This is a genomic window from Paraburkholderia sp. BCC1876, assembly GCF_902833695.1.
GTDB lineage: Bacteria > Pseudomonadota > Gammaproteobacteria > Burkholderiales > Burkholderiaceae > Paraburkholderia.
The window spans coordinates 154,660-177,593 of the sequence record NZ_CADFGI010000011.1; the positions used below are offsets into that span (position 1 = coordinate 154,660).

General features: G+C 62.6%; 20 protein-coding genes. 11 read left to right on the top strand and 9 right to left on the bottom strand.

Annotation, left to right across the window (positions count from 1 at the left end; translation table 11 throughout):
• Nucleotides 1-165: 165 nt before the first annotated feature.
• Nucleotides 166-1,011: a M15 family metallopeptidase gene (locus HWY05_RS31055; RefSeq protein ID WP_035556656.1), complete on the bottom strand. Its 846-nt coding sequence runs from the start codon at nucleotides 1,009-1,011 to the stop codon at nucleotides 166-168.
• 125 nt (nucleotides 1,012-1,136) lie between these two features.
• Between HWY05_RS31055 and HWY05_RS31060 the strand changes: the two genes are divergently transcribed.
• Both HWY05_RS31060 and HWY05_RS31065 read left to right on the top strand, forming a co-directional pair.
• The gene (locus HWY05_RS31060) at nucleotides 1,137-2,102 is read left to right on the top strand and encodes a hypothetical protein (RefSeq protein ID WP_176060720.1); all 966 of its coding nucleotides are present in this window, start codon (nucleotides 1,137-1,139) and stop codon (nucleotides 2,100-2,102) included.
• Nucleotides 2,103-2,346: 244 nt separating this feature from the next.
• A complete protein-coding gene (locus HWY05_RS31065) occupies nucleotides 2,347-3,492 on the top strand; it encodes a nucleoside hydrolase (RefSeq protein ID WP_176060721.1) in 1,146 nt (381 codons plus the stop codon).
• Nucleotides 3,493-3,552: 60 nt separating this feature from the next.
• Here HWY05_RS31065 and HWY05_RS31070 read toward each other — a convergent pair whose 3' ends face one another.
• Both HWY05_RS31070 and HWY05_RS31075 read right to left on the bottom strand, forming a co-directional pair.
• Nucleotides 3,553-4,509: a LysR family transcriptional regulator gene (locus HWY05_RS31070; protein ID WP_176060785.1), complete on the bottom strand. Its 957-nt coding sequence runs from the start codon at nucleotides 4,507-4,509 to the stop codon at nucleotides 3,553-3,555.
• Nucleotides 4,510-5,299: 790 nt separating this feature from the next.
• A complete protein-coding gene (locus tag HWY05_RS31075) occupies nucleotides 5,300-6,352 on the bottom strand; it encodes an NAD(P)-dependent alcohol dehydrogenase (RefSeq protein WP_035556664.1) in 1,053 nt (350 codons plus the stop codon).
• Between the two features lie 388 nt (nucleotides 6,353-6,740).
• Between HWY05_RS31075 and HWY05_RS31080 the strand changes: the two genes are divergently transcribed.
• Entirely contained in the window at nucleotides 6,741-7,676 is a 936-nt protein-coding gene (locus tag HWY05_RS31080; protein WP_035556667.1) for an AraC family transcriptional regulator, read from the top strand.
• Between the two features lie 45 nt (nucleotides 7,677-7,721).
• Here HWY05_RS31080 and HWY05_RS31085 read toward each other — a convergent pair whose 3' ends face one another.
• The 3 genes from HWY05_RS31085 to HWY05_RS31095 form a co-directional block, all read right to left on the bottom strand.
• On the bottom strand, nucleotides 7,722-8,495 hold the full coding sequence (locus tag HWY05_RS31085; RefSeq protein WP_176060722.1) for a molybdopterin-dependent oxidoreductase: 774 nt from the start codon (nucleotides 8,493-8,495) through the stop codon (nucleotides 7,722-7,724).
• Entirely contained in the window at nucleotides 8,492-9,124 is a 633-nt protein-coding gene (locus HWY05_RS31090) for a cytochrome b/b6 domain-containing protein (protein WP_176060723.1), read from the bottom strand. Before HWY05_RS31090 ends, HWY05_RS31085 begins: the two co-directional genes overlap by 4 nt.
• A gap of 102 nt (nucleotides 9,125-9,226) precedes the next feature.
• On the bottom strand, nucleotides 9,227-9,859 hold the full coding sequence (locus HWY05_RS31095; RefSeq protein WP_176060724.1) for a hypothetical protein: 633 nt from the start codon (nucleotides 9,857-9,859) through the stop codon (nucleotides 9,227-9,229).
• 187 nt (nucleotides 9,860-10,046) lie between these two features.
• Between HWY05_RS31095 and HWY05_RS31100 the strand changes: the two genes are divergently transcribed.
• From HWY05_RS31100 to HWY05_RS31110, 3 genes are all read left to right on the top strand, one after another.
• Entirely contained in the window at nucleotides 10,047-10,718 is a 672-nt protein-coding gene (locus HWY05_RS31100; RefSeq protein WP_035556678.1) for a heavy metal response regulator transcription factor, read from the top strand.
• On the top strand, nucleotides 10,715-12,115 hold the full coding sequence (locus HWY05_RS31105; RefSeq protein ID WP_176060725.1) for a heavy metal sensor histidine kinase: 1,401 nt from the start codon (nucleotides 10,715-10,717) through the stop codon (nucleotides 12,113-12,115). Before HWY05_RS31100 ends, HWY05_RS31105 begins: the two co-directional genes overlap by 4 nt.
• Nucleotides 12,116-12,264: 149 nt before the next feature.
• Nucleotides 12,265-12,588 (top strand): hypothetical protein, encoded by a 324-nt coding sequence (locus HWY05_RS31110; RefSeq protein WP_035556684.1) that lies wholly within the window; start codon nucleotides 12,265-12,267, stop codon nucleotides 12,586-12,588.
• Nucleotides 12,589-12,675: 87 nt separating this feature from the next.
• On the opposite strand, the gene HWY05_RS31115 is transcribed toward HWY05_RS31110, so the two are convergent.
• Both HWY05_RS31115 and HWY05_RS31120 read right to left on the bottom strand, forming a co-directional pair.
• A complete protein-coding gene (locus tag HWY05_RS31115; RefSeq protein ID WP_176060726.1) occupies nucleotides 12,676-13,254 on the bottom strand; it encodes an acyl-homoserine-lactone synthase in 579 nt (192 codons plus the stop codon).
• A 10-nt stretch (nucleotides 13,255-13,264) separates the two neighbouring features.
• Nucleotides 13,265-14,005 (bottom strand): autoinducer binding domain-containing protein, encoded by a 741-nt coding sequence (locus tag HWY05_RS31120; protein ID WP_176060727.1) that lies wholly within the window; start codon nucleotides 14,003-14,005, stop codon nucleotides 13,265-13,267.
• A 59-nt stretch (nucleotides 14,006-14,064) separates the two neighbouring features.
• Between HWY05_RS31120 and HWY05_RS31125 the strand changes: the two genes are divergently transcribed.
• From HWY05_RS31125 to HWY05_RS31135, 3 genes are all read left to right on the top strand, one after another.
• Nucleotides 14,065-14,298 (top strand): hypothetical protein, encoded by a 234-nt coding sequence (locus tag HWY05_RS31125; RefSeq protein ID WP_176060728.1) that lies wholly within the window; start codon nucleotides 14,065-14,067, stop codon nucleotides 14,296-14,298.
• Nucleotides 14,299-14,393: 95 nt separating this feature from the next.
• Nucleotides 14,394-15,731 (top strand): glutathionylspermidine synthase family protein, encoded by a 1,338-nt coding sequence (locus tag HWY05_RS31130; protein WP_176060729.1) that lies wholly within the window; start codon nucleotides 14,394-14,396, stop codon nucleotides 15,729-15,731.
• A 9-nt stretch (nucleotides 15,732-15,740) separates the two neighbouring features.
• Entirely contained in the window at nucleotides 15,741-16,997 is a 1,257-nt protein-coding gene (locus HWY05_RS31135) for an MFS transporter (RefSeq protein ID WP_176060730.1), read from the top strand.
• A 23-nt stretch (nucleotides 16,998-17,020) separates the two neighbouring features.
• On the opposite strand, the gene HWY05_RS31140 is transcribed toward HWY05_RS31135, so the two are convergent.
• Nucleotides 17,021-18,550 carry a diguanylate cyclase gene (locus HWY05_RS31140; protein ID WP_176060731.1) on the bottom strand — a complete coding sequence of 510 codons (1,530 nt, stop codon included), beginning with the start codon at nucleotides 18,548-18,550 and terminating at the stop codon, nucleotides 17,021-17,023.
• 215 nt (nucleotides 18,551-18,765) lie between these two features.
• Between HWY05_RS31140 and HWY05_RS31145 the strand changes: the two genes are divergently transcribed.
• Both HWY05_RS31145 and HWY05_RS31150 read left to right on the top strand, forming a co-directional pair.
• Nucleotides 18,766-19,698 (top strand): 2-hydroxyacid dehydrogenase, encoded by a 933-nt coding sequence (locus HWY05_RS31145; protein ID WP_176060732.1) that lies wholly within the window; start codon nucleotides 18,766-18,768, stop codon nucleotides 19,696-19,698.
• A gap of 202 nt (nucleotides 19,699-19,900) precedes the next feature.
• Complete coding sequence (locus tag HWY05_RS31150; protein WP_176060733.1) at nucleotides 19,901-22,822, top strand: molybdopterin-dependent oxidoreductase; 2,922 nt, start codon at nucleotides 19,901-19,903, stop codon at nucleotides 22,820-22,822.
• The last annotated feature ends 112 nt before the right edge of the window (nucleotides 22,823-22,934 follow it).

A 22,934-nucleotide genomic window follows, 5' to 3' on the forward strand; every position in this document is an offset into this window, starting at 1 on the left:
AAGCATATTCAGGCGAAAGCGATGGTGGCGGGATTGTTAAATTCAGATGGGCAGGCACCGAAAAAAGCGCATGGCGCAATGCCGTTATGCAACTGGCATTGCCGCGTTTTGCCGGAAAAATTGATTGAACGCCCCATTGTCAACCTCTTTATTACCCGCTTCACCTTAATGACCCCGCCCAAGGACGAAGCCGGGTTTGTGATATTCGACGTGTCCGAGATCCATCATTTTCCAGCGACCACCCCACGTCAGGCCGACCTGTTCGGCGGTCTGCCCGTATAACTGATAGCCTCGCATAGCCCAGGGATCTTTTTCTGAAATGACGAGCTTGCCGTCGCGCAAAAAAGCGTTGTCCGCGGCAAGACCGTATTGGTGATAGCTCTGAAACGCTGCGGCATTGGTGACGTTGCCCCCCATTTGCGCCAGCCGGTTTTGCCGCTCCGGACTGCGATAACCTTCCAGCAAAGCCATTTCATACCCGTATTGCTCGTGCATGATTTTATACACGAGCAATAAGCGTGTTCGGAAGTCTGCATCGAGCAAATTCCAGTCGCGGCTCGCGTCTTTGAGCGCGGGCCGAATCTGTTCGACTTCCTGCGTGGCGAATACCTCCGGCGGCAATGGCGGCGGGGGCACGAGCTGTTCGCCGTTCAATAACGCGGCAATTTTCTCGTCCGGTACTCGCGCAGTGTCATCGAATTGGAATAATTGCCGGCCGCGTAAAGCCAATGCCACCAATGGCGGCGTCGCAAGAATACCTGTCGTGGTAAAAATCAGCAAGCGCCGCTTTACCAGTAACTTTTGCATATCAACTGCGGTGGATTGCGAAATTTTTGCCGAGCGTACTAATTGACCGCGAGCATGCGTTGCACCACGCGATGCCCCGCGCATAACGCGGCCATGAATGGCGAGTGCAACGCCTAATAAAGAGGCGCGCACTGCCGGCAATAGCAGCATTGCGGCGATCAGGACGGCGATGGCGAAATAGGCGAGAAGTACTACGGCAATCAAAGGCGACCCCGGAAATTGGAAACAATTGTATTTTGTAATGCTTGCTCTTAGAATCAGGCCTGCTCGGAGACGAGCCGGAACGGTATTATCACGGCGAATTAAACCAGGATTCAATGAGACAGTGAATGAGTGCGCCGGAAAGTTCGAATTCCAAAGCCCCGCCTAGCCTGTTATCCGATAAGGCTAAAGGCGCTGATGCCAATGGTTCGCGAATTCTCGCGAACCTGGAAGGCCGCGTTGCGCCGCCTACCGAAAAACCGCGCCGGTCCAGGGCGCCACTTCTGCTCGTTGCGCTGCTGGTGATCGCGGCCGGCGGTTGGGGCGCGTGGCATATGCAGCAGCGTCAGCATGAAGAGACGCTGGCATCGGCTACGTCAGCTTCGCCGGGCGAAGCGGAGAAGCCTGCCGCGACCGCGGCTGTGCCTGCCTCTGCATCGTCGCCGGGCGCCGCGCAGGTCGTCGCGAAAGCGCCGGCGGTGCCGCTGCCGGCTTCTTCGCAAGCGGCCACCATCATCGCCGACGACAGCGACAGCAAAGCCGCCGCGGCGTCAGCACCTGCACCTGCCAGCGGCGCCGACCGCCTGTCGCGTGCGCTGGCCGACGGCGCGGAGCCGAGCAGCGCGCCGACGCCGGTGGCGTCCGCGACATCCGCTTCGGCGGTGCCGGTGCCCGCGGCCAAGCATGGCAAGAGTGCAACCGCGCTCGCCGGCAATAGCAAGCATGAAGCGGCGCACGGCAAGAAGGAAAGCGCGACCGCCAGTGCGGGCAACCGTCATGCGAGCATGCCGACCGCCGTCGCGCAGTCGAAGAAGCAGCGCCCGAACGGCACGGCGTCGAAAGACGATACGGATGCCGATCTATTGGCGGCGCTGGTTGCGCGAACCAAGCCGGCCGACACGAGGCCAGCGGGCGGCAGTGCCACGACCAAAGTGAGCGCCACGCCCGCCAGTGCGAAGCTCGCAGAGCGCGTGAAAGAGTGCGGGCAGCGTGGCTTCTTTGAAGACCAGTTGTGCCGCTGGCGCGTGTGCGACGGTCATTGGGGTAAAGATCCGGCATGTCCGGGTGCGTCGCCGCAAGCCCATCAGCCGTAATTCGGGTCGCGCGCGTCGCGCCTTTACCGTGACGCGCCGCTAACCCCTCGTCGAGTTTCACCTGCCGCCACGGAGTGTGTGCCGTGGCGGCGGCATCGACCGCCATGCGCGTCAGGCGACGCGCATGCGCTTCCACAAAAAATCCAGCTACGCGCGTCACCGTGCGGGGACCTGTTCGTCCTCGCCGGGGCGGCATTGTTGCCGCCGGCTCGCGCAATGCTGCGATTAAAAATAAGAGACATCAATGAAAAGACTTCTTGTAGCAATGACGTGCGTGGCAAGCGTGACGGCCGTTCTGGCCGTTTCCGCGTGCGGCGGCAACAGCCTGACTGCATCCAGCGCTGCACCGAAAGTGATTATCGATAGCGACTACAACACCCTGAGCGATGACGGTCAGCTCGGCGTGATGGCGGCGCAACTGCAGGCGCAGGGTTCGCTGAACGTGCTGGGCATTACGGTCGTGTCCGGCAATCAATGGTTGAAGCAGGGCGTTGCCGACGCGTTGAAATCGGTCGAGCGTCTGGGTGTCGAGAAACAGATCGGCGTGTATGCCGGCGCCAATTACGCGCTGTCGCACGACTTCGCGACCATTCAGGCCGAGCAGAAGCAATTCCCCGGTGGCGACGGCTATCTCGGCGCGTGGAATAACCCCGAGCCGAAATCGGACAGCGACCTTGTCGCGCCGCCGGACGGCTTCGCGACGCACACCAAAGTGCAGAGCAAAAGCGCGGTTGATTTCATTGTCGATTCGGTCAGGCAGAACCCGGGCGAAGTGACGATTCTGGCGATCGGCCCGCTGACCAATATTGCGCTGGCTACGCGGCAGCATCCCGAGATCGTGCCGTTGATCAAGCAGATCATCTACATGGGCGGTGCGATCGACGTACCGGGTAATACCACGCCCACGGCGGAATTCAACTGGTGGTTCGATCCGGAAGCGGCGAAGGCCGTGTTGCATTTGCCGATCAAACAGGTGGTGATTCCGCTCGACGTGACGGACACCGTGAAGATGGACAAGGCGCTATACGATCGTGTCGCGCATGATCCGGCGAAGCAGACCATCATCACGCAATTGTTCAAGACGTTGAACGGCTATGGTTACGATGGCAAGAACGGCTTCGAGACGAATCCGAACTACACCACGAACATCTGGGACACGTTGACGCTCGCGTATCTGATGAATCCTTCGTTCGCCACGCAAACCGTGGATGAATGGGTGGATGTGGATATGAGCTTCGGCGCCAATGACGGCAAGGCTACGGGTTATACGAGTTCGCCGCCGGCGGGCTTGCAGAAGATGACGGTCGTCAAGCGCTTCGACAATCCGGGCTTTTTCAATTTCTACGTGGATCTGTTGACGCGGCCGGTGCCGCTGACGCTGCCGAACTGATCGATTGTTGAGTGTGTTACGTGTTGTTGCGTGCCGCTGCGGACCTGCATCGACACCGCCTCAGGCGGGATGCAGGCCGCGCAGCAATTGTCGTACGCGGGTGAGGTCCTGGTCGACGTGTTCGGCCTTTTCGAACAACTCCGCGAGCCAGTCGACGAAGGCGCGCACGCGCGGCGACACGCGGCGATTTTTCACATAGGCGACGGCGACCGGCATCGGCACCGGTTGCCATTGCGGCAGGACTTCGCGCAACAGGCCTGAGTCGAGGTAGGGTTGCGCCGCGATCCGCGCGGGCTGGATCAGGCCGAGGCCTTGCAGTCCGCAGATGAGGTAGGCCTGTTCGTCGCTGACTTTGACGAAGCCTTTCACCTTGACCTGTTGCGCTTCGCCGTCCACTTCGAAATCGAAATCCACTTCACGGCCGTTATGCGGCGACATGCAGTTGACCGCGACGTGTCCGCGCAGATCGTCGAGATCGGTGGGTGTGCCATAGCGGGCGAGGTACGCGGGGCTGGCGCAGGTGACGTGTTCGAGCGTGCCCAGGTTACGCGCGACGAGGTTCGAGTCGGGCAATTCGCCGAGCTGGATGCTGCAGTCGATTGCTTCCGAGATCAGGTCGACGGTGCGGTTGCTGATGCTGATGGCCAGGTCGAGGTTCGGGTAACGGGTGTGGAAGTTTTCCAGTGCTGGGAGGACGATGGCGCTGGCCACCGCGCCGGGCATTTCGATGCGCAGGCGACCGGTCAGGTTGTCCGTTGCGTGGCGGATGCTGGCTTCCATGTCGTCTATGTCGGCCAGGATTTGTGTGCAGCGTTCGTAGTAGGCCGCGCCTTCTGGGGTCACGCTCAGGCGCCGCGTTGTGCGGGCTAGTAGGGCTGTGCCTAGCAGGGCTTCCAGGTTCTGGACTGTTGTCGTTGCTGTTGCTCGTGGGATGTTTAACGACTCCGCTGCGCGGGTGAAGCTGTTCGTGTCCACGATGCGGATGAATGTGCGCATTGCAGTTATTCTGTCGATCATGGTTTTTTGCTCCAGTCGGAAATGGTGGTTTTTTGCCTGCCTGCCTGCCTGCCTGCCTGGCGGGGTGGTGGGTTTTTGGTGTTGGCCTTTCCTTGTGTTCACGGTGGTCTATTAGCGTTGCCCCTGTGCGGGGCGGCACCTACTTCTCTTTGCCGCGGCAAAGAGAAGTAGGCAAGAGAAAGCCGCTCACACCGCTAACTACTAAGCGGGCTTCGTGGTCCACCACCGGCAGTGGTGCATCTGGAATCCGTGCTCTCGCACACTCCGCTCTCGTGACAAAGCCGTCATACATCCTGACTCGCGCCTTGCGCTCGTCAGAGCGGTCTGCATTGAAACCAGGGGCTTCGTTTTCGCGCGCGCGGGCCGTCGGCTTCGCCTCGGCGAGGCGCCGTAATGCGTCGGTAGACCGACGCGTGTCCCGATGTTTTTGACTTACCGTTCGGCACGCGCAGCGCTGCCGGATGGATGACTGCTGTGTCACTGGCGTCGAATGCGCGAGGACACGGATTCCAGATGAGCCACTACCGTGGCTGCGCGGGGGACCCGCTTAAGAATTAGCGGTGTGAGCGGCTTTCTCTTGCCTACTTCTCTTTGCCGCGGCAAAGAGAAGTAGGTGCCCCCCCGCACAGGGGGATCGCTAATAGACCACTAAGAAAGCAAGGAAAGGCCAACACCGCAAGCACCGAGGCAAGCAAGCGCAGTGAAGTACAACAACAGAAAAAACAAACCAAACACCCGCGCCGCAGGCAAAAAACCCCCCGCGGCCACGAGCGAAAAAACCCGCAAAAAATTACTTCCGCAAGGAATCCAGATCAATCACAAACCGATACTTGACATCACTCTTCAGCATCCGCTCATAAGCCTCATTAATCCCCTGCATAGCAATTACTTCGACATCGGAAGTAATCCCATGCTCACCGCAGAAGTCCAACATTTCCTGCGTCTCGGCAATCCCACCAATCAACGACCCAGCCAACCGGCGACGCTTGAAGATCAGATTGAACACCTGCGGCGACGGATGATCGTGCTCGGGCGCACCCACCAGCGTCATCGTCCCATCCCGCTTCAGCAGATTCAAAAACGGATTCAGATCGTGCTGCGCCGCCACCGTATTCAGAATGAAATCGAAGCTGTTGGTATGCGCTTCCATCTCCTGCGCATTCTTCGAAATCACCACCTCATCCGCGCCCAACCGCTTCGCATCTTCAATCTTCGACGGCGACGTCGTGAACAGCACCACATGCGCACCCATCGCATGCGCCAGCTTCACACCCATATGGCCCAGTCCGCCGAGGCCGACAATCCCGACCTTCTTGCCAGGACCAGCGCCCCAGGTACGCAACGGCGAGTACGTGGTAATGCCCGCGCACAGCAACGGCGCCACACCCGCCGGATCGAGATTCTCCGGCACCCGCAGCGTGAATTCTTCGTCGACCACGAGTTGCGTCGAATAACCGCCGTAAGTGATCTGGCCATCCACACGGTCGACACCGTTATACGTGCCCACCCAGCCGTTCTCGCAATACTGCTCGAGATCTTCCTCGCAACTCGCACACGTGCGGCACGAATCGACCAGGCAACCCACGCCAACCAGATCGCCGACCTTGTACTTCGTGACGTCCGGACCCACCGCGCTGACGCGGCCGACAATCTCATGTCCGGGTACCACCGGGAAAACCGTGTTCTTCCATTCGTTGCGCGCCTGATGCAAGTCGGAATGGCACACGCCGCAAAACAGGACTTCCATCTGCACGTCATGGGCGCGCAGTTCGCGGCGCTGGATTTCGAACGGAGCGAGCGGCGCGGTAGCGTCGGTCGCTGCATAGGCGTAAGTCGTGCTCATGGGTAGCTCCAGCAAAGAGGGTGATGTCACAAGGCGATGCCCTCAGGCGACGCGTGGAGTCGCCACAGACAGCCTTGTCTTGAGCCGGGATCACAGCGCCAGCGCTGGTCGACGAATTCGCCGAAGCAGTGAATTGACAACCGAGCCCAACGTGGTGCGGAAAAACTCGATCCGGCAGGGTTCCCATCTTAGGAGCCGACCCTGAACCGGGGAATACCTGAATGTCTTGAAGATTTGCCTAAAACTCCTGGCGGAGAGCGCAGTAGGTCGTTTAGTGCTAAATTTCAAGCATTATTCTCTTGAACGTCACTATACCGTCATGTCAAGTTCCGCTTCTGGTTCCGCTTCTGATCCCGCTTCTGATCTCGCTTCTGATCCCGTCGCCAGCATGCTCGCCGCCCCGCGCATGGTCGAACTGTTCGACCTGCTGGCGCCGACTCCAGGCTTTACGCGCTCCACGCTGGAAGGCGTCAATCTGATGCGCGCCAATAGTCCGATGCCGCGCATGCCGGTCATGTATGAGCCGAGCATCGTGATTGTTTGTCAGGGCAGAAAACGCGGTTATCTCGGCGACCAGGTGTTCCAGTACGACGCGCAACAGTATCTGGTGCTGTCGGTGCCGCTGCCGTTCGAGTGCGAAACCGAGGCGAGTCCGGAGACACCGTTCCTCGCGATCTCGGTCCGCGTCGATCTGACCATGGTGGCCGAGTTGCTGATGGCGTTGAACGAAACGCAAGGCGCGGCGCAGAACGAACCGCTCGGCGTCTATTCGACGTCGCTCGACCCGGCTTTGTCGAATGCGGTGCAACGCTTGATGGAAGCGCTGGCGTCGCCGCTCGACGCGCGCATTCTCGCGCCCGGTGTGGTCCGCGAAATCTGCTATCGGGTGTTGACCGGCGAGCAGGGCGATGCGATCCGCGCGGCGCTGACGCATCAGAATCATTTCGGGCGCATTGCCAAGGCGCTGCGGCGAATTCATGCCGACTACTACGGCGAGCTCGACGTGGATACGCTAGCCGCCGAAGCCGGCATGAGCCTCGCGGTGTTCCACGCGCAATTCAAAGCGGTCACCGCCACCTCGCCGATGCAATACGTGAAGACCACGCGTTTGCATCACGCGCGCTTGCTGATGGTGCAGGACGGGTTGAGCGCGGGCGCGGCCGCGGCGCGCGTCGGTTATGAAAGCGCGTCGCAATTCAGCCGCGAGTTCAAGCGGCTGTTCGGCCTGAGTCCGGTCGATGAGGTCAAACGCATGCGCACTGTCTACGATCCGCCCACGCCGCGTGTGGTGAAGCCGGTGGCACGTTACGTGACCGCCGTTTAGGCGCGTTCGTGATTTGATGGTTGCGGTTGCAACGGCTACAAACTGCTACAAGCCGCTGAACCAGTTGTACCCCTGGTCTTCCCAATAGCCGCCAGGGTTCGTGTTGGTCACGAAGATCGCCGCGATGTGCTTCGGGTTCTTGAAGCCGAGTTTGGTCGGCACCCGCAGTTTCAGCGGATAACCGTATTTCGCAGGCAACGGGGCATCGCGGAAATCGAGCGTGAGTTGCGTTTGCGGATGCAGGGCCGTCGCCATATCTAGGCTCGAATAGTAACGGTCCGCACACTTGAAGCCGACATAGCGCGCGCTCAGATCGGCGCCGATGCGCTCCAGAAAAGTACGGAACGGCACGCCGCGCCATTGGCCGATCGCGCTCCATCCTTCAATGCAGATGTGGCGCGTGATCTGCGAAGCCTGCGGCAACGCGCGCAACTGATCGAGATTCCAGCTGCGCTTGTCCGTAACCAGACCGGACACTTCGAGCTGATAGGTCGAGCCGTCCACGTCCGGCGCGTCGAACTCGGGATAGAACGCGTTGAACGGAAACGGGTCGGTGATTTCGCGCGCCGAATAGGTCGGCGCGAGCTTGTTGCGGTCGAACAGCCAGCCTTGCACGCGATCGTTCCAGCGCGACATGGCCCACAGCACCTTGTCGACCGAATCGCCGTCCTGCATGTTGCAGCCGGACAGCATGGCGAGTGCGCCGATCGACAGCGACGAGCGCAGAAACAGGCGCCGCTGCAAACGTTCGATTTGCGGTTGATGATCGCTGAGGACGATCGGCGAGCGGCGCGCCTCGTCGGGACGGGATGCGCTCATGCCTGGGTTCCTTCGTGAGCAGTGGGTTTGGCGCGGCCGGTGAGCATGGGCAGCAAGGTGCGCGGCACCAGCAGCACGAGCGCCAGATGCACGACCACAAAGCCCACCACGCCCGCCATGGCGACGAAATGCACGCGCCGCGCGAAATCGAAACCGCCGAATAGCGCGGTCAACCATGAGAACTGCACCGGCTTCCAGATCGACAGTCCCGACGCCACCAGCAGCACGCCGAGCGACAGCACCAGCAGATAGAGCGCACGCTGCACCGCGTTGTAGCGGCCGGTGTCGTGCAGCAGTTTGAAGCGCAGCGCCAATGCCGCGTCATGCACCACGTCGCGCGGATAAACCGGCAACAGCTTGCGGCGGAAATGCCCGCGTCCAATCCCATACGCCAGATACAGCAGCCCGTTCGCGCACAGCAGCCACATGGCCGCGAAATGCCACGCAATCGAACCGCCGAGCCAGCCGCCGACCGTCGCCCACGCGGGAAACCGGAACGGGAAAAACGGCGACGCATTGTAGATGGCCCAGCCGCTCATCACCATACAGACCATCGCGAACGCGTTGATCCAATGGGTGACGCGGACGACGAGCGGGTGAACGAGCTGACGCTGGCGTGTTTCGGGCATGGCGCGGCAATGACGGCGATGATGGGGCGAACGGGAAACGGAAAGCCGCGTCGTAACAGGACGCGGCCGCTCCAGCAGTTGAAGCGATACGGTCGCGCCGTATCACATCGGCGGCGTGACGCCGTTGACACCCGCGGAGATGAAGTTGGCCGCCATCGAACCGTCCGTTTCCTTGTGCGCGAACAGCACGACCTTCGCGCCCGGCACCAGCAACGAACGGTCGCCCGGCTGCAGGTTGACGATCGGCACGTCCGGCGGAATCACGATTTTCTTTTCACCGTCCTTGTACTTCACGGTGATCGTGCGGCCGTTGCTGACCACGAGCGAGCCGACGGTGCCGTTGGTCATCGAGCTGTTGCCGCCCAGATCCCACGGGCGGTGGCCTTCGCCGCTACCGCGCATGCTGGCCGGAAACACGTGGACTTCGAGCGCCTTCAGCGTGCCGTCGGCCTGCGGAATCGCGGCGGTGCCGACATAGCTGTCCGGCTTGATGTCGTTCACGTTGGCGAGCGTGACGCCGCGAATCGGCGTGTCTTTGGCGAGCTTCACGTCGACGTCCTTGCCGTCGCGCGTGTGGACCTTGAGCAGGTCGCCCGACAGCGACGTGACGGTGCCGCGCACGCCGGTGGGCGCGGCGCTCTGGGCTTGCGCGGCGGGTCCGGCGGCGAGCAGCGCGGCGGCGACGAACGCCGGGGCGACGAGCACGCGCAGTGCCTTCGCGGAAACGATCTTCATGGAACGACTCCAGGTGGGTGAGCAAGGGAAGCCGCGACAGGCGCGGCGATGGGGGCAGATTAGGCGCGCGATCGGCTCAGCCGGGTGACCGGCGGATGACAAAAACGTCATGAACGGGGTGGCCCGCGCCACGTAGAATGGTCGTTACCTATCTATCTGTCCGGCGTTTCCAGCGCGCGTCAGCCCCATGAGCATTCTCGTCATTGAAGACGATCCGAAAACCGGCGACTACCTGAAGAAGGGTTTGCGCGAGAGCGGCTATGCGGTCGATCTCGCCCGCACCGGCACGGACGGTCTGCACATGGCCCTCGAACAGACGTATGAGCTGGTGGTGCTGGACGTGATGCTGCCCGGCATCGACGGTTGGGAAATCATGCGCGCGCTGCGGGCGCGGCGCGATCTGCCGGTGATCTTCCTGACCGCGCGCGACCACGTCAGCGATCGCATTCGCGGTCTCGAACTCGGCGCGGACGACTATCTGGTCAAGCCGTTTTCGTTCACCGAACTCGTACTGCGCATTCGCACGCTGCTGCGGCGCGGCGTGATCCGCGAAAGCGACGTGTTCGAGATCGCCGACCTCAAGCTCGACGTGCTGCGTCGCAAGGTGACGCGCGAAGGCGTGGAGATTGCGCTGACCAATAAGGAATTCATGCTGTTGCACCTGCTGGTGCGACGTCAGGGCGAAGCGCTGTCGCGCACGCAGATCGCCTCTGAAGTGTGGGATATGAATTTCGACAGCGATACGAATGTGGTGGACGTCGCCGTCAAACGGCTGCGCGCCAAGGTCGATCATCCGTTCGAAAAGAAGCTGATCCACACGGTGCGCAGCATCGGCTACACGTTCGGCGACGGCTCATGAGCTGGTGGGCCGAGCGGTCACTGACGGCGCGCACCACGGTGCTGTTCGCGTCGATTGCCTGCGTGGTGATCGGCACGCTCGGCGCGTATTTCTATCACTCCGCCGAAGTGTCGCTGGAGCGCCGCGCCGACGTCGTGCTGACCGGCCGTGTCGAGCACTTCAGCCGGATCGTTCAGGATATGTATTCCGTCAGCGAATTGAAGGAGCGCCCGCTGCTGTTCGAAACCATGTTGGGCGGAGAGGCGGACGTGCTGCTGTTTCGCCGGCCCAACGAGACGCCGTTTATCGACGTCAATCCGGCCGGCATCGCGGTGCCGCCATTGCAGGCCGCGCCGTCGGGCCGCCTGCCGACCTTCGCCGAGATTCGCCGCACCGTACTGGCGGACGGCGTGCCGGTGCATTGGGCGATCGCGACAGCCAAGGCGCGCGAGGATGGCGCTGAAGTCGAAGTGATCGCCGCGCATCCGATGACCCAGGAAGTGCGCATGCTCGCGGCGTATCGCAACCGCATCCTGCTGGCCACGCTGTGCGGCATGCTGGCGTCCACGCTGCTCGCTTACTACGTGTTGCGCCGCGCGTTGCGGCCGGTGCGCGAGATCGCCACGCGCGCCGCGCAGATCAGTCCGGCGAGCCTCGCGGTGCGGCTCGACAGCGACGCCGCGCCGGTCGAGTTGCGCCAGCTCACGCACGCGTTCAACGCGATGCTCGACCGTCTCGCGTATGGGTATCAGCGCTTGTCGCAGTTTTCCGCCGATCTGGCGCATGAAATCCGCACGCCGATCGGCGCGCTGATCGGCCAGACCCAGGTCACACTCGCGAAACCCCGCGAGCCCGACGAGTATCAGCAGGTGCTCGAATCGAATCTGGAAGAGCTGAACCGCCTGAGTCACATTGCCGAGAACATTCTGTTTCTGGCGCACGCGGATCATGCGGCGCTGTCGGTCGATCGGGAAACGGTCAACCTGCGTGAGGAACTCGTCAGAATCGCCGACTATTTCGAAGGTCTCGCCGACGAGCGCGGCATGCGCTTCACGATCGAGGCGACCGGATCAGTCTCCGCCGATCCGATGCTGTGCCGGCGCGCGATCAACAATCTGGTCGTGAATGCGGTGAGATATGGAGCGCCCAACACGGTGGTGCGCTTGAGCGGCACGAACGACGAAACGGGCGCGACCGTGGTGGTGGAGAACGACGGTGCACCGATTCCGGAGGATCAGTTACACCGGCTGTTCGACCGTTTCTACCGGGCGGATGCGGCGCGCAGCGAGTTCACCGAATCGAGCGGGCTGGGGCTCGCCATCGTCAAGGCGATCATGCATCTGCATGGCGGCGCCGCACAGGCGGCTTGTCCCGCGCCCGGCGTGGTGCGCTTCGAATTGCGCTTTCCGCGTGCCTGATCGCGAACGGGCCAACCATCAAACGATCGCGCGGGCGTAATTCAGCGCATGGCGGGTAACGTCGATACCGGGATGATTGCGCAACTGGCTACCGCTTTCCGCTCTCGATACGATGGTGTGACCCATTTCCCCTATCCGGAGAGAACACCATGAAGCGGTTTCACATAGCCCTTGCGGTCGCCGACCTTGACACTTCGATTGCCGACTACAGCCTGCGTCTCGGGCAAGCGCCCACCGCGGTGGTGTCCGGTCAGTACGCCATGTGGCGTACCGATCTGCTCAACTTCTCGATCAACATGACGCCGGAAAAAGCGGGCCAATTGCGCCACATCGGCTTTGAGGACGACGCGGCCGAGGGCTTCACGAAGAGCGTCGACGTGAACGGCCTCGAATGGGAGCACTTTTCGGCGCAGGAACAGGATCGGCGTATCGAGAGTACTTATGGCCACGCGGTCCGCGCGGATCGAAGCTGAGGCAGGCGGCATTGCGTTGGCCATGATCACGCGGTGACCGCCCGGACTCAGGACTTCAAGGTCGTTCATCGCGTTGTGTCGAGAGGGTCAGGCGGATCGATCGCACAGCAGCGTCAATCCGGCCTGGTCCACGTCGAGAGAAAATGCCGCCAGGCTATCTCCGCGCGCCGGGTCCACTGGACCCATGGCGCGCAGCACCAACCCTAGCCGGCGGTAGAGCCGCGTCATTCCGACCGGGGCGACGCCGATCAGGCGTTGAATTCCTAAGCAGGTCGCGTATTGAAAAACGATCCGCAGCAGTTGACGCATTCGCTCCAGGTCGATCGCCACGTCGGCATGTAACGTGGTGAAGCGTGACATTTCCCATACGCGAGCATCGCCGGCCAGCGGTGCGGACAACAGATCGGGAAACACCTCAGCCAGCAGATAAGGCCGCGTGGTGGGCAGCAGGCGTGTGTAGCCGCAGATCTGCCGGGTTTCGGTGTACCCGATGACATGGGTGGTGTCGTTGCGGTCGAATTCATCCCACTCTTCCCTGGCCGGGTTTCCGGCGGACGGCAAATCCCATTGCATGTGTTCGACGAATACCGCATGCCGGTATCGGCCAAGCTGCCGTCTGGCGATGGGGCTCAGATTGTCCATCGTGACGATCGCAATTTCGTCCATGACCCGCTCTCTATAGATAACCGTAGGCGATCGCATAAGCGGCGGCCGCGACCTTGGATGACGCGTTGAGTTTTCTCATACAGTTTTTCAAATGAAAGTTCACGGTATCGGCCGAGATATCCAACGCGTTGGAGATGCTTTTGGCGGATCCGCCGTCGGCGGTCCAGCGAAGGATTTCAATTTCACGCCGGGTGAGATTGATTTCAGTTGTGTCGTCCCGCTGTCGGTCGGCAATGGTGCTCACACACGTCATCGACAGATGGCTGAGTGCGGCAAGGTACGGTCGCAGCGCTTCTATCTCGTGGCAACCGAGGGCCGGGTAATCACGCGCGAGGGAGAACACGCCGCACCGTCCGCGCGCGTCCCAGCAAGGCTGGGAGATGCCGACTCGCAGTCCCGCGGAGCGGGCTTCGTCCCATAAGGGTTGGGCGTCGCTGAAAAGGTCGTCGTTCCAGACGGTGGGCGTCAGGTCCCTGACGTCGAGTCTCGCGATCGGATCGATCTCCAGATAGTGCTGATCGAGGTAGCGCGATACCCACGGCGTGGGATAGGAACTCTTGATCACGACGTTCCTGAAATGAAAGGGCGGGCGATTGTGATAACCGAACGCGCAATACGCAAACCCAAGGTCTTGTGATGCACGCGACAGCACGGTGAGCGCGTGGTCGATCTGCTCGCAGTTCTGCAGTTTGAAGAAGAGATCGTTCCACCATCCGGAGGGGTCAGGGCACATCGCTAGCTCCGCTTTCAAATGTGTTTACAGACAGAACGCATAAGAATTAGTTCGGACTCTTGACTGGGGAGAGCGATATGAAGCCGACCGACGCCAACGGTTCCCCCTGCACGATTACGGATAGTAAAGGCGAATCGGGATGGATTGGCGGACAGCGGGGCGTTTCCTGCCAATTGCCGGAGCGCGACATAAGGGCGCGCTCGCGGGCGGAGTGGCGAAAGAAAGGCATGGCAATTTTCGGCGGCAACCACGCCGATTCCGCGATCGACCCTACCAAAGATGGGAGCTTTCTCAGGACCAGGTTCATGTAATTGTTTGTGCAGGCAGATCGGTCGGGACGGGTTGTCATCCGCGCGCCATGTCGTGGCTATAGATAGCTGGCGCATTTCAAACAAAGGAGTCTGCAATGCTTGAATCGTTCTCAGGAAGTGGCGATTTTCCTGTTTTTGATCCCGAGAAAGACTGGATCACGTTGGGACAGGATCAATCGAAGGCCGAACTGAATCGGGCCTACGCCTACGTACAGGAACGCGCGATCCAGGACCGGTTGTCGATGAGCTTCGAAGGCGATCAGTCGCGCGCTTATCCGGTCATGTCGGGTTTTTGCGCGCTTCACGCCGCGACAGAAGAAGTGCTGTCGGCGCAAATAAAAACGGTATTCGACGCGTTGCAGAAGATCGTCGCCACGTACCGGACCGACAAGAACCTCCAGCACTTTCTCGACATTCCGAAGCCGCTGAACCGCTGGATCAAGGAAGACGCGCAGCCATCGAACAACCGGATCGATCTGTGCCGTTTCGATCTGATGGGGCGCAACCTGGCGCAGTTGAAAATCATCGAATTCAATGCGAACGCGCCGGGCGGCATCGTGTACGCCGGCATGATCAACCGCTATTGGCGGCAGGCGCCGTGGTCCGCGGAGTTGATCGAATCGTGGGGCGGCGCTCCTTCTGCGTTCGAGCGGGAAGATTGGGTTGCCGACTGGCTCTCGGCACTGGCCGACGCGCGCGGCATGGAAGCGATCGAAGGTATCGCGCTGCTGCATCCCGCGGGCGGCAATATGCTTGAATTGCCTCACCTGAAGAAGCGGCTGGAGGCGCGCGGCCTGCGCGCCGCCATGCTGAGCCCGGAGCAACTATTCGAGGACGCGGACTCCTCGTTCCGACTTGGCTACCTGAAATACGGCGTACAGCGCGCTCTTCAGGACATCGGACAATGGGACCGCTTCTGCCGAAGCGTCGTGGAAGGGCGACTGGTGATCCCATCGTCGCTAGCGGGGCGCTGGATCGGCGACAACAAACTCTGTATCGCCGTCATGTCGGACCCGCGCTTCGCCTATCTGTTCGACGACGCCGAGCGCGCGGCGATTCATGCCCTCGTGCCGCTGAGCCGCAAACTCGGCGACGGCGTGAGCCGCGCGGACCTGCTCAACAATAAAGACGACTTCGTCATCAAGCATCCGTACGGCACGCGCGGCGCGGCGGTCCACGTCGGGCGCGACTACGACGCGGCCACGTGGACTGACCTGATCATGCAAACGTCTTCTTCGGGCTACGTCGTGCAACGCTTCGTCGACTCGGAATGCGAGGTCGAAGGCGAGACCTGCTTCCGGGATCTGGTGGTGACGATTGCCAGCGGCGAAATTGCCGGCTATGGATCGCGTGTCAGCCGGGCGCGCAAAGTCAACATCGCGCAGGAGGGCCGCAAGATGGCGGTGCTGAGTTCGCTGCGCGCCACGCGCTGATCCGGGCGAGTGCGACTTTTTCCTTCACGCTGGTTCACGCAGCAGGGCAAGCGCTTCGATGCGCTTGCCTGCCGGGACTTCCGGCGCTTTACCTGCGGCAACGGCGTGTCGCTGATCGGAACATGGTTGCAGCGGGTCGGCGCCGGTTGGCTGGCGTGGGAAGCTAGCCATTCGAGCGTGTGGCTCGGCATCGTGGCGTTCGCCGATCTGTTCCCCACGCTCCTGTTCGCGCCGCTCGCGGGGGTGATGGCGGACCGCTGCGACCGGCGCAAGGTCGTGCTTTACTGCCAATGCGTCGCGATGGCCATGGCCCTCCTGCAGTGCGGTCTGTTGCTAGGCGGTGTCCAGTCGCTCGCCTGGCTGCTGGTGACGACGTCGATCTCGGGGACCGCGAATGCGTTGTGTCAGCCCGCGCGCATGGCCTGGGTATCGGGCCTCGTGCCGAAACCGCGCCTTGCGTCGGCGGTGGCGATCAATTCGCTGTGCTTCAATCTCGCGCGTTTCGCCGGACCGGCGGTCGCGGGCGCGGTGCTGCTCGAGTTCGGCACGGCGGCGCTGTTCGGGTTGAATGCGCTCAGCTACGCGGTCTTCATCGTCGTGCTAGTGCGCATGCCGGCGGCCCCGATGCCTGCCGCCATGGCGCCGTCCGCCCGGTGGTTCGGCGACGCGCTGGACGGCTTTCGCTACCTCGCGTCGGTCGCGTATTTAAGGGGCGTTTTCGTGATCACGGCGGCGTCGGCCGTGTGCATTCGCGGCATTCCGGAGCTGGCGCCGGCCATCAGCGAACAGTTGCTGCGACAGGGGCCGCGTGGTTTCGCGTCGCTGGTTGCCGCGGCGGGCGCCGGGGCGCTGGCGGGCGGCATCTGGTTCAGCGGCCGCGACGGCGCGCGATATGTGGCGAGCCTGATCAAGCGCCACGTGCTGGCGGCGTCGCTCTGTGCGTTGGCGTTGGCGCTGACGCGCGATTTCCGGCTCGCGTTAGCGCTTTTCTTCGCGATGGGTTTTTCGATCGTCGTGACCGGTATCGGCGCGCAGACGTTGATTCACCAGTCGGTGCCGGAGCATCTGCGCGGGCGCGTGCTGGGATCGTATGGGGTGATTTTTCGCGGCGGACCGGCCCTGAGCGCGTTGTGGCTCGGGGCGGCCGCACCGCTTGGCGGACTGCGCGTGGCGCTGGGACTCGGCGGCGTGCTGTGTGTGCTGATCTGTGTCATGGCGAGCGTCCGGGTTCGCCGGGCGCCTGGCCACCTGGCGCGGTCGCGCTGAACGTGCCACCGCGCCTCCCTACGTCACTCGCCCAGCGTGCCCGCTTCCTGCTGGTTCTGGTAGTGCGCGCGTTTTTCCTCGTACATCAGCAGATCCGCGCGCTGCACGCCCGCTTCGAGCCGGTCGCCGCGCTGGCAGGTCGCGGCGCCCATTGAAAAGCTCAGCGGCGCGCCCGGATAAAACTGGTTGTTCATCTCCACCAGTTGTCGGATCGCCTCGATCATCGCCGCGCCGCCGCGTTCGTCGGTGTCCGGCATCAGGACCGCGAATTCGTCGCCGCCAATTCGCGCCGCGTGAAACGGGATATCCATCGCCTTGGCGAGCACTTCGCCGGCGCGCCGCAACAGCGCGTCGCCGGCGGCATGGCCGAGCTGGTCGTTGACGCGTTTGAGGCCGTTCAGGTCGGCCATGATGATGGTCACCGGCCACGGACCTTTACGCTCCAACCGGTTCAGTTCATCGACATAGAACGAACGGTTGCGCAGCTTGGTCAGCACGTCGTGCTTGCCGAGGAATTCCAGGTAGGCCTCGGCCTTCTTGCGCGCCGTGATGTCGGTCAGCGCCACCAGCACCAGGTCCCAGTTTTTCTCGTGTCCCGGCAGCACGGAGAATTGCAGATGCACATGCACCTCGCTGCCGTCGAGCGAGTAGTTGAGCACTTCGCGCTGCTGGAACAGCTTGTTGTCCCACAGGTCGATCAACTGCTCGCGGAAATGCGGCCGCATGTCGTCGCGGAATACGTCGGCGAGCCGCGCCAGCAGCGTGGGTTTGTCTTTCGCGGCGAACATGTCGAGCGTGTGCTGGTTCACGTCGAGCACATGGATTTCCTGCATGCAGCGCTCGACGAACTCGGGGTGCACGTCGGTGAACACGCGAAAATCGCTGATGCCGGCCGCCCGCGCGTCGTCGAGCAGACGCTTGACCGCGCTGAAGTCTTCCACCCACAGCGACACCGGCGAATGCTCGAACAACCCGCGCACGTATTGTTCGGCGAGCGTCATGCGATGCCGGGCGCCTTCCAGTTCCGTGATGTCCTCGACCGACACCAGCACGCGGTCCCAGTTCGCTTCGTGGCCTGGCAGCACGGCGCCCTTGAGCAGCACGTCGAGGCGGCGGCCGCCGAGCGTGTAGTTGACCGTGTGGCTCGTGAATTGCGAATGCCCCGCCCACAACTGGCACAGCTCTTCGAGGTGGGTCTTGAGCATGTCGTCGCGGAACACCGCGGCGAGGTTGCCGGTAAGCGCGTCGAAATCGGCGGCTTCGAACTGCGTCAGCGTCTTCTGATTGACCTTGATCACGCGGATGCTGTGCGCGCAGTCGGCGACCCGGCTCGGCTCCGCGGCGAAATGCGCGCGCAGATCCGTGACGCCTTCGGCACGCCACGCGTCGAACAGCGCGCGCACGCCGCTGAAGTCTTCGAGCCAGAGCGAGACCGGCGCGAGTTCGAACATTTCGAAATCGTCGCCCGATGCGTCGCGGGGATTTGCTTCGGGGCGGCTGATTTGCCGGGCGGCGGGGGCGGAGGCGGGGTCGTGCGGGAGCATATCCAGCATGGGATTCTCGGGGTCGGAGTAGCCGCTATTCTAAGACGGATAGGCGTTGGGTAAAAACAAACGCGTACGAGGCATCGATTTTGCGCAGGCCGTTCGGCAAGCTACCGGCGCGGAGCCACTTCAGGCGTGGCCGTCCGGCAGCGCGTCTTTGAGTGCCTTGCTACACTGATCCGCTGTCAATTCCGTCCGCCAACCCGGTTAAAAAACGTCCCGTCATGAAGCCATCCCTGCTGGTTCTGATTTCCCTGAACGACACTAGCCGCGCCAGTATCGACGCGGCGTTCGAGGCCGTTCACGCCCCCGACAGCGCTCAGCGCGCCGCCGCGATCGCCGCGCACGGCGCGACGTTTCGCGCGGTGCTGACCAACGGCACGACCGGCCTGAACGCCGCGGAAATCGATCAGATGCCGCAACTCGAATTGCTCAGCGCACTGGGCGCGGGCTACGAAAACCTCGCCGTCGACCATGCCCGCTCGCGCGGGATCGTGGTCGTCAACGGCGCGGGCACCAACGATCATTGCGTGGCTGATCATGCGTTCGCGCTACTGCTCGCGGTGGTGCGCGACGTGCCGCAACTCGACCAGGCGACTCGCGTGGGCGTCTGGCGCGACACTTTGCCCATGCGCCCGAACGTGTCCGGCAAGCGGCTCGGCATTGTCGGTCTCGGCAATATCGGCGCGAAGGTCGCGCGCCGGGGCGGCGGCTTCGACATGGAGGTCGGTTATCACAATCGCACGCCGCGTGAAGGTTCGCCGCTGCGTTACTTCGACAGCGTGACGGCGCTCGCGCAGTGGAGCGATTTCCTGGTGGTGGCGACGCCCGGCGGAGCGGGCACGCGTCATCTGATCGACGCCAAGGTGCTCGACGCGCTGGGTCCGCAAGGCTTCGTGGTCAACGTGTCGCGCGGCAGCGTGCTCGACACGGCGGCGCTCGCGCAGGCGCTGAGCGTGGGGACGATTGCCGGCGCGGCGCTCGACGTCTACGAAGGCGAGCCGCATCCGCCCGAGGCGTTGCTGGCGTTGCACAACGTGGTGCTGACGCCGCATGTGGGCGGCCGGTCGCCGGAAGCGATCACGGCTTCGGTCGACAATTTCCTGAGCAACGCCAAACGGCATTTTGCGGGCGAGCCGGTGCTGACGCCGATCTGAACGCAGGCTGCAATCGGCGCGAAATCAATCTGAAGCCGATCCGACAGCTCAGCCGCATCATTGAAAGCCAAACCGAAACTATCGGCGCCGCGGATAGTTTCTCTCACGAATAGCGATTTCCCTTGTGGGGCCGCGGCGCATAGGATGGTCGATATTGGATCATCAGCGCTTCGATCATTCGAAGCCGCGACGGAGGCCCCGCATGGAACACCACGCCCGCACGCAGGACGAACGGCTCGAGATCAAGACCACCACCTGCTACATGTGCGCGTGCCGCTGCGGCATCCGCGTGCATCTGCGCGAAGGCGAGGTGCGCTACATCGACGGTAATCCCGAGCATCCGCTCAACCAGGGCGTGATCTGCGCGAAGGGCGCCTCGGGCATCATGAAGCAGTATTCCCCCGCGCGCCTGACCCAGCCGCTGATGCGCAAACCCGGCGCGGAGCGCGGCAGCGCGCAGTTCGAGCCGGTCACGTGGGAGCACGCGTTCGAGGTCCTCGAAAAGCGCCTCGGCGCGATTCGCGCCACCGACCCGAAGAAGTTCGCGCTCTTCACCGGCCGCGACCAGATGCAGGCGCTGACCGGCCTGTTCGCCAAGCAGTTCGGCACGCCCAATTATGCGGCGCACGGCGGCTTCTGCTCGTCCAACATGGCGGCCGGCATGATCTATACGATCGGCGGCTCGTTCTGGGAATTCGGCGGCCCGGATCTGGACAGCGCGAAGCTGTTCTTCATGATCGGCACCGCCGAAGACCATCATTCGAATCCGCTCAAGATCGCCATTTCGAAGTTCAAGCGTGCGGGCGGCCGCTTTATCGCGATCAATCCGATCCGCACCGGCTACGCCGCGATCGCCGACGAATGGGTGCCGATCAAACCCGGCACCGACGGCGCGTTGTTCATGGCGTTCCTGCACGAACTGATCGCCGCCGACGCCTGGGATCACGAGTTCGTGCAGCGCTACACCAACGCGGCCGAACTCGTCGACCTTGACGAAAGCAGCGCCAACTTCGGTTTGTTCGTGCGCGATCCGCAGCGGCCGGCCGGCAATCCGCTGTTTCCGCAGAATCATCTGTGGTGGGACGCCGCTGCCGGGCGCGCGGTGCCGCATCACGCGCCGGGTGTGACGCCCGCGCTCGACGGCCGTTACACGCTCGAGGACGGCACGCCGGTCACGCCGTCGTTCGCGTTGCTGCGCGAACGCGTGGCCGCCTGCACGCCGGAATGGGCGGCCGGTATCACGGGTATCGCGGCAGACACGATTCGCCGTCTCGCCGGCGAGATGATCCAGGTGAGCCGCGACCATCGCATCACGCTGCCGATCCGCTGGACCGACGCCTGGGGCGAAACGCACGAAACGGTCACCGGCAATCCGGTCGCGTTTCACGCCATGCGCGGGCTCGCCGCGCATTCGAACGGCTTCCAGTCGATCCGCGCGCTGGCCGTGCTGATGTCGCTGCTCGGTACGATCGACCGGCCCGGCGGTTTTCGCCACAAGTCGCCGTTTCCGCGCGCGGTGCCGCCGTCCGCGAAACCGCCGAACAGTCCCGACGCCGTCAAGCCGAATACACCGCTCGCCACGGGCCCACTCGGCTGGCCGGCCGCGCCCGAAGACCTGTTTATCGACGAGCAGGGCGGCCCGGTGCGGATCGACAAGGCGTTCTCGTGGGAATACCCGCTCGCCGTGCATGGCCTGATGCATAGCGTGATCACCAACGCGTGGCGCGGCGACCCGTATCCGATCGACACGCTGATGATTTTCATGGCCAACATGGCGTGGAATTCGTCGATGAATACGATGAAAGTGCGCGAGATGCTGGTCGACAAGCACGCGGACGGCGAGTACAAGATTCCGTTTCTGGTGGTGTGCGACGCGTTCCAGTCGGAGATGACCGCGTTCGCCGATCTGATCCTGCCGGACACGACCTATCTGGAACGCCACGACGCGATGTCGATGCTCGACCGGCCGATCTCCGAATTCGATGGTCCGGTGGATTCGGTGCGCGTACCGGTCGTGCCGCCAACCGGCGAGTGCAAACCGTTCCAGGAAGTGCTGATCGAACTCGCTTCACGCCTGAAATTTCCGGCTTTCACGAGAGCCGACGGCACGCGGCGGTTTCGCGACTATCCCGACTTCGTGGTCAATTTCACGACCACGCCGGAGTCCGGCGTCGGCTTTCTGATCGGCTGGCGCGGCAAGGACGGCGACAAGGCGCTGGTGGGCGAGCCGAATCCGAACCAATGGGAGCAGTACGCGAAGAACAACTGCGTGTTCCATTACCGCTTGCCCGAAGACATGCAGTACATGCGCAACTGCAATGGACCGTATCTCGACTGGGCCGTGAAGAAGGGCTTCCGCAAATTCAACGAGCCGATCCTGATCCAGTTGTACTCCGACGTGATGCAGAAATTCCGGCTCGCCGCCCAAGGCCGCACGAGCGGCCGGCAGCCACCGGACCATCTGCGTGCGCGCGTCGAGACGTATTTCGATCCGCTGCCGTTCTGGTACGCGCCGCTGGAAAGCGCCGCGACGGATCTCGAACGTTTCCCGCTGGCCGCCGTGACGCAGCGTCCCATGGCGATGTACCACTCGTGGGATTCGCAGAACGCCTGGCTGCGGCAGATTCATGGCGAGAACTATCTGTACATGAATCCGCTGATGGCCGCCGAAAACGGTATTGCCGACGGTAGCTGGATCTACGCCGAGTCGCAGTGGGGCCGCGTGCGCTGCATGGCGCGTTTTAGCGAAACGGTCGAGCCGGGCACCGTGTGGACGTGGAATGCGATCGGCAAGGCGGCGGGCGCGTGGAATCTTTCTGCCGACGCGAACGAATCGCAGCGCGGCTTCCTGCTCAATCACCTGATCACCGACGAATTGCCGGCTGGCGACGACACCGCCTCACGCTTCTCGAACTCGGATCCGATCACGGGGCAGGCCGCCTGGTACGACGTGCGGGTGCGGCTTTATCCGGCGGAAGCGGATGCGCGACACACGCTGCCGCAATTCGCGACGATGCCGCCGTTGCCCGGTTCGAACGGCGTGATTTCACGCATCGTGCAGACCTATTTCGCGGGACGCGGGGAGTTCGCGGCGCGATTGCGCGGAGCGAACGGACGGAAGTGACCGGCCGCTAGTAATCCGCGCGGCTGGCGAGGAGCGCGGGAGCGGACCGGCAAGCAGCGGAATACAAGCAGCGAAAGACGAGCAGCGAAAGACAGGCAGCGAAGGAGCCTTT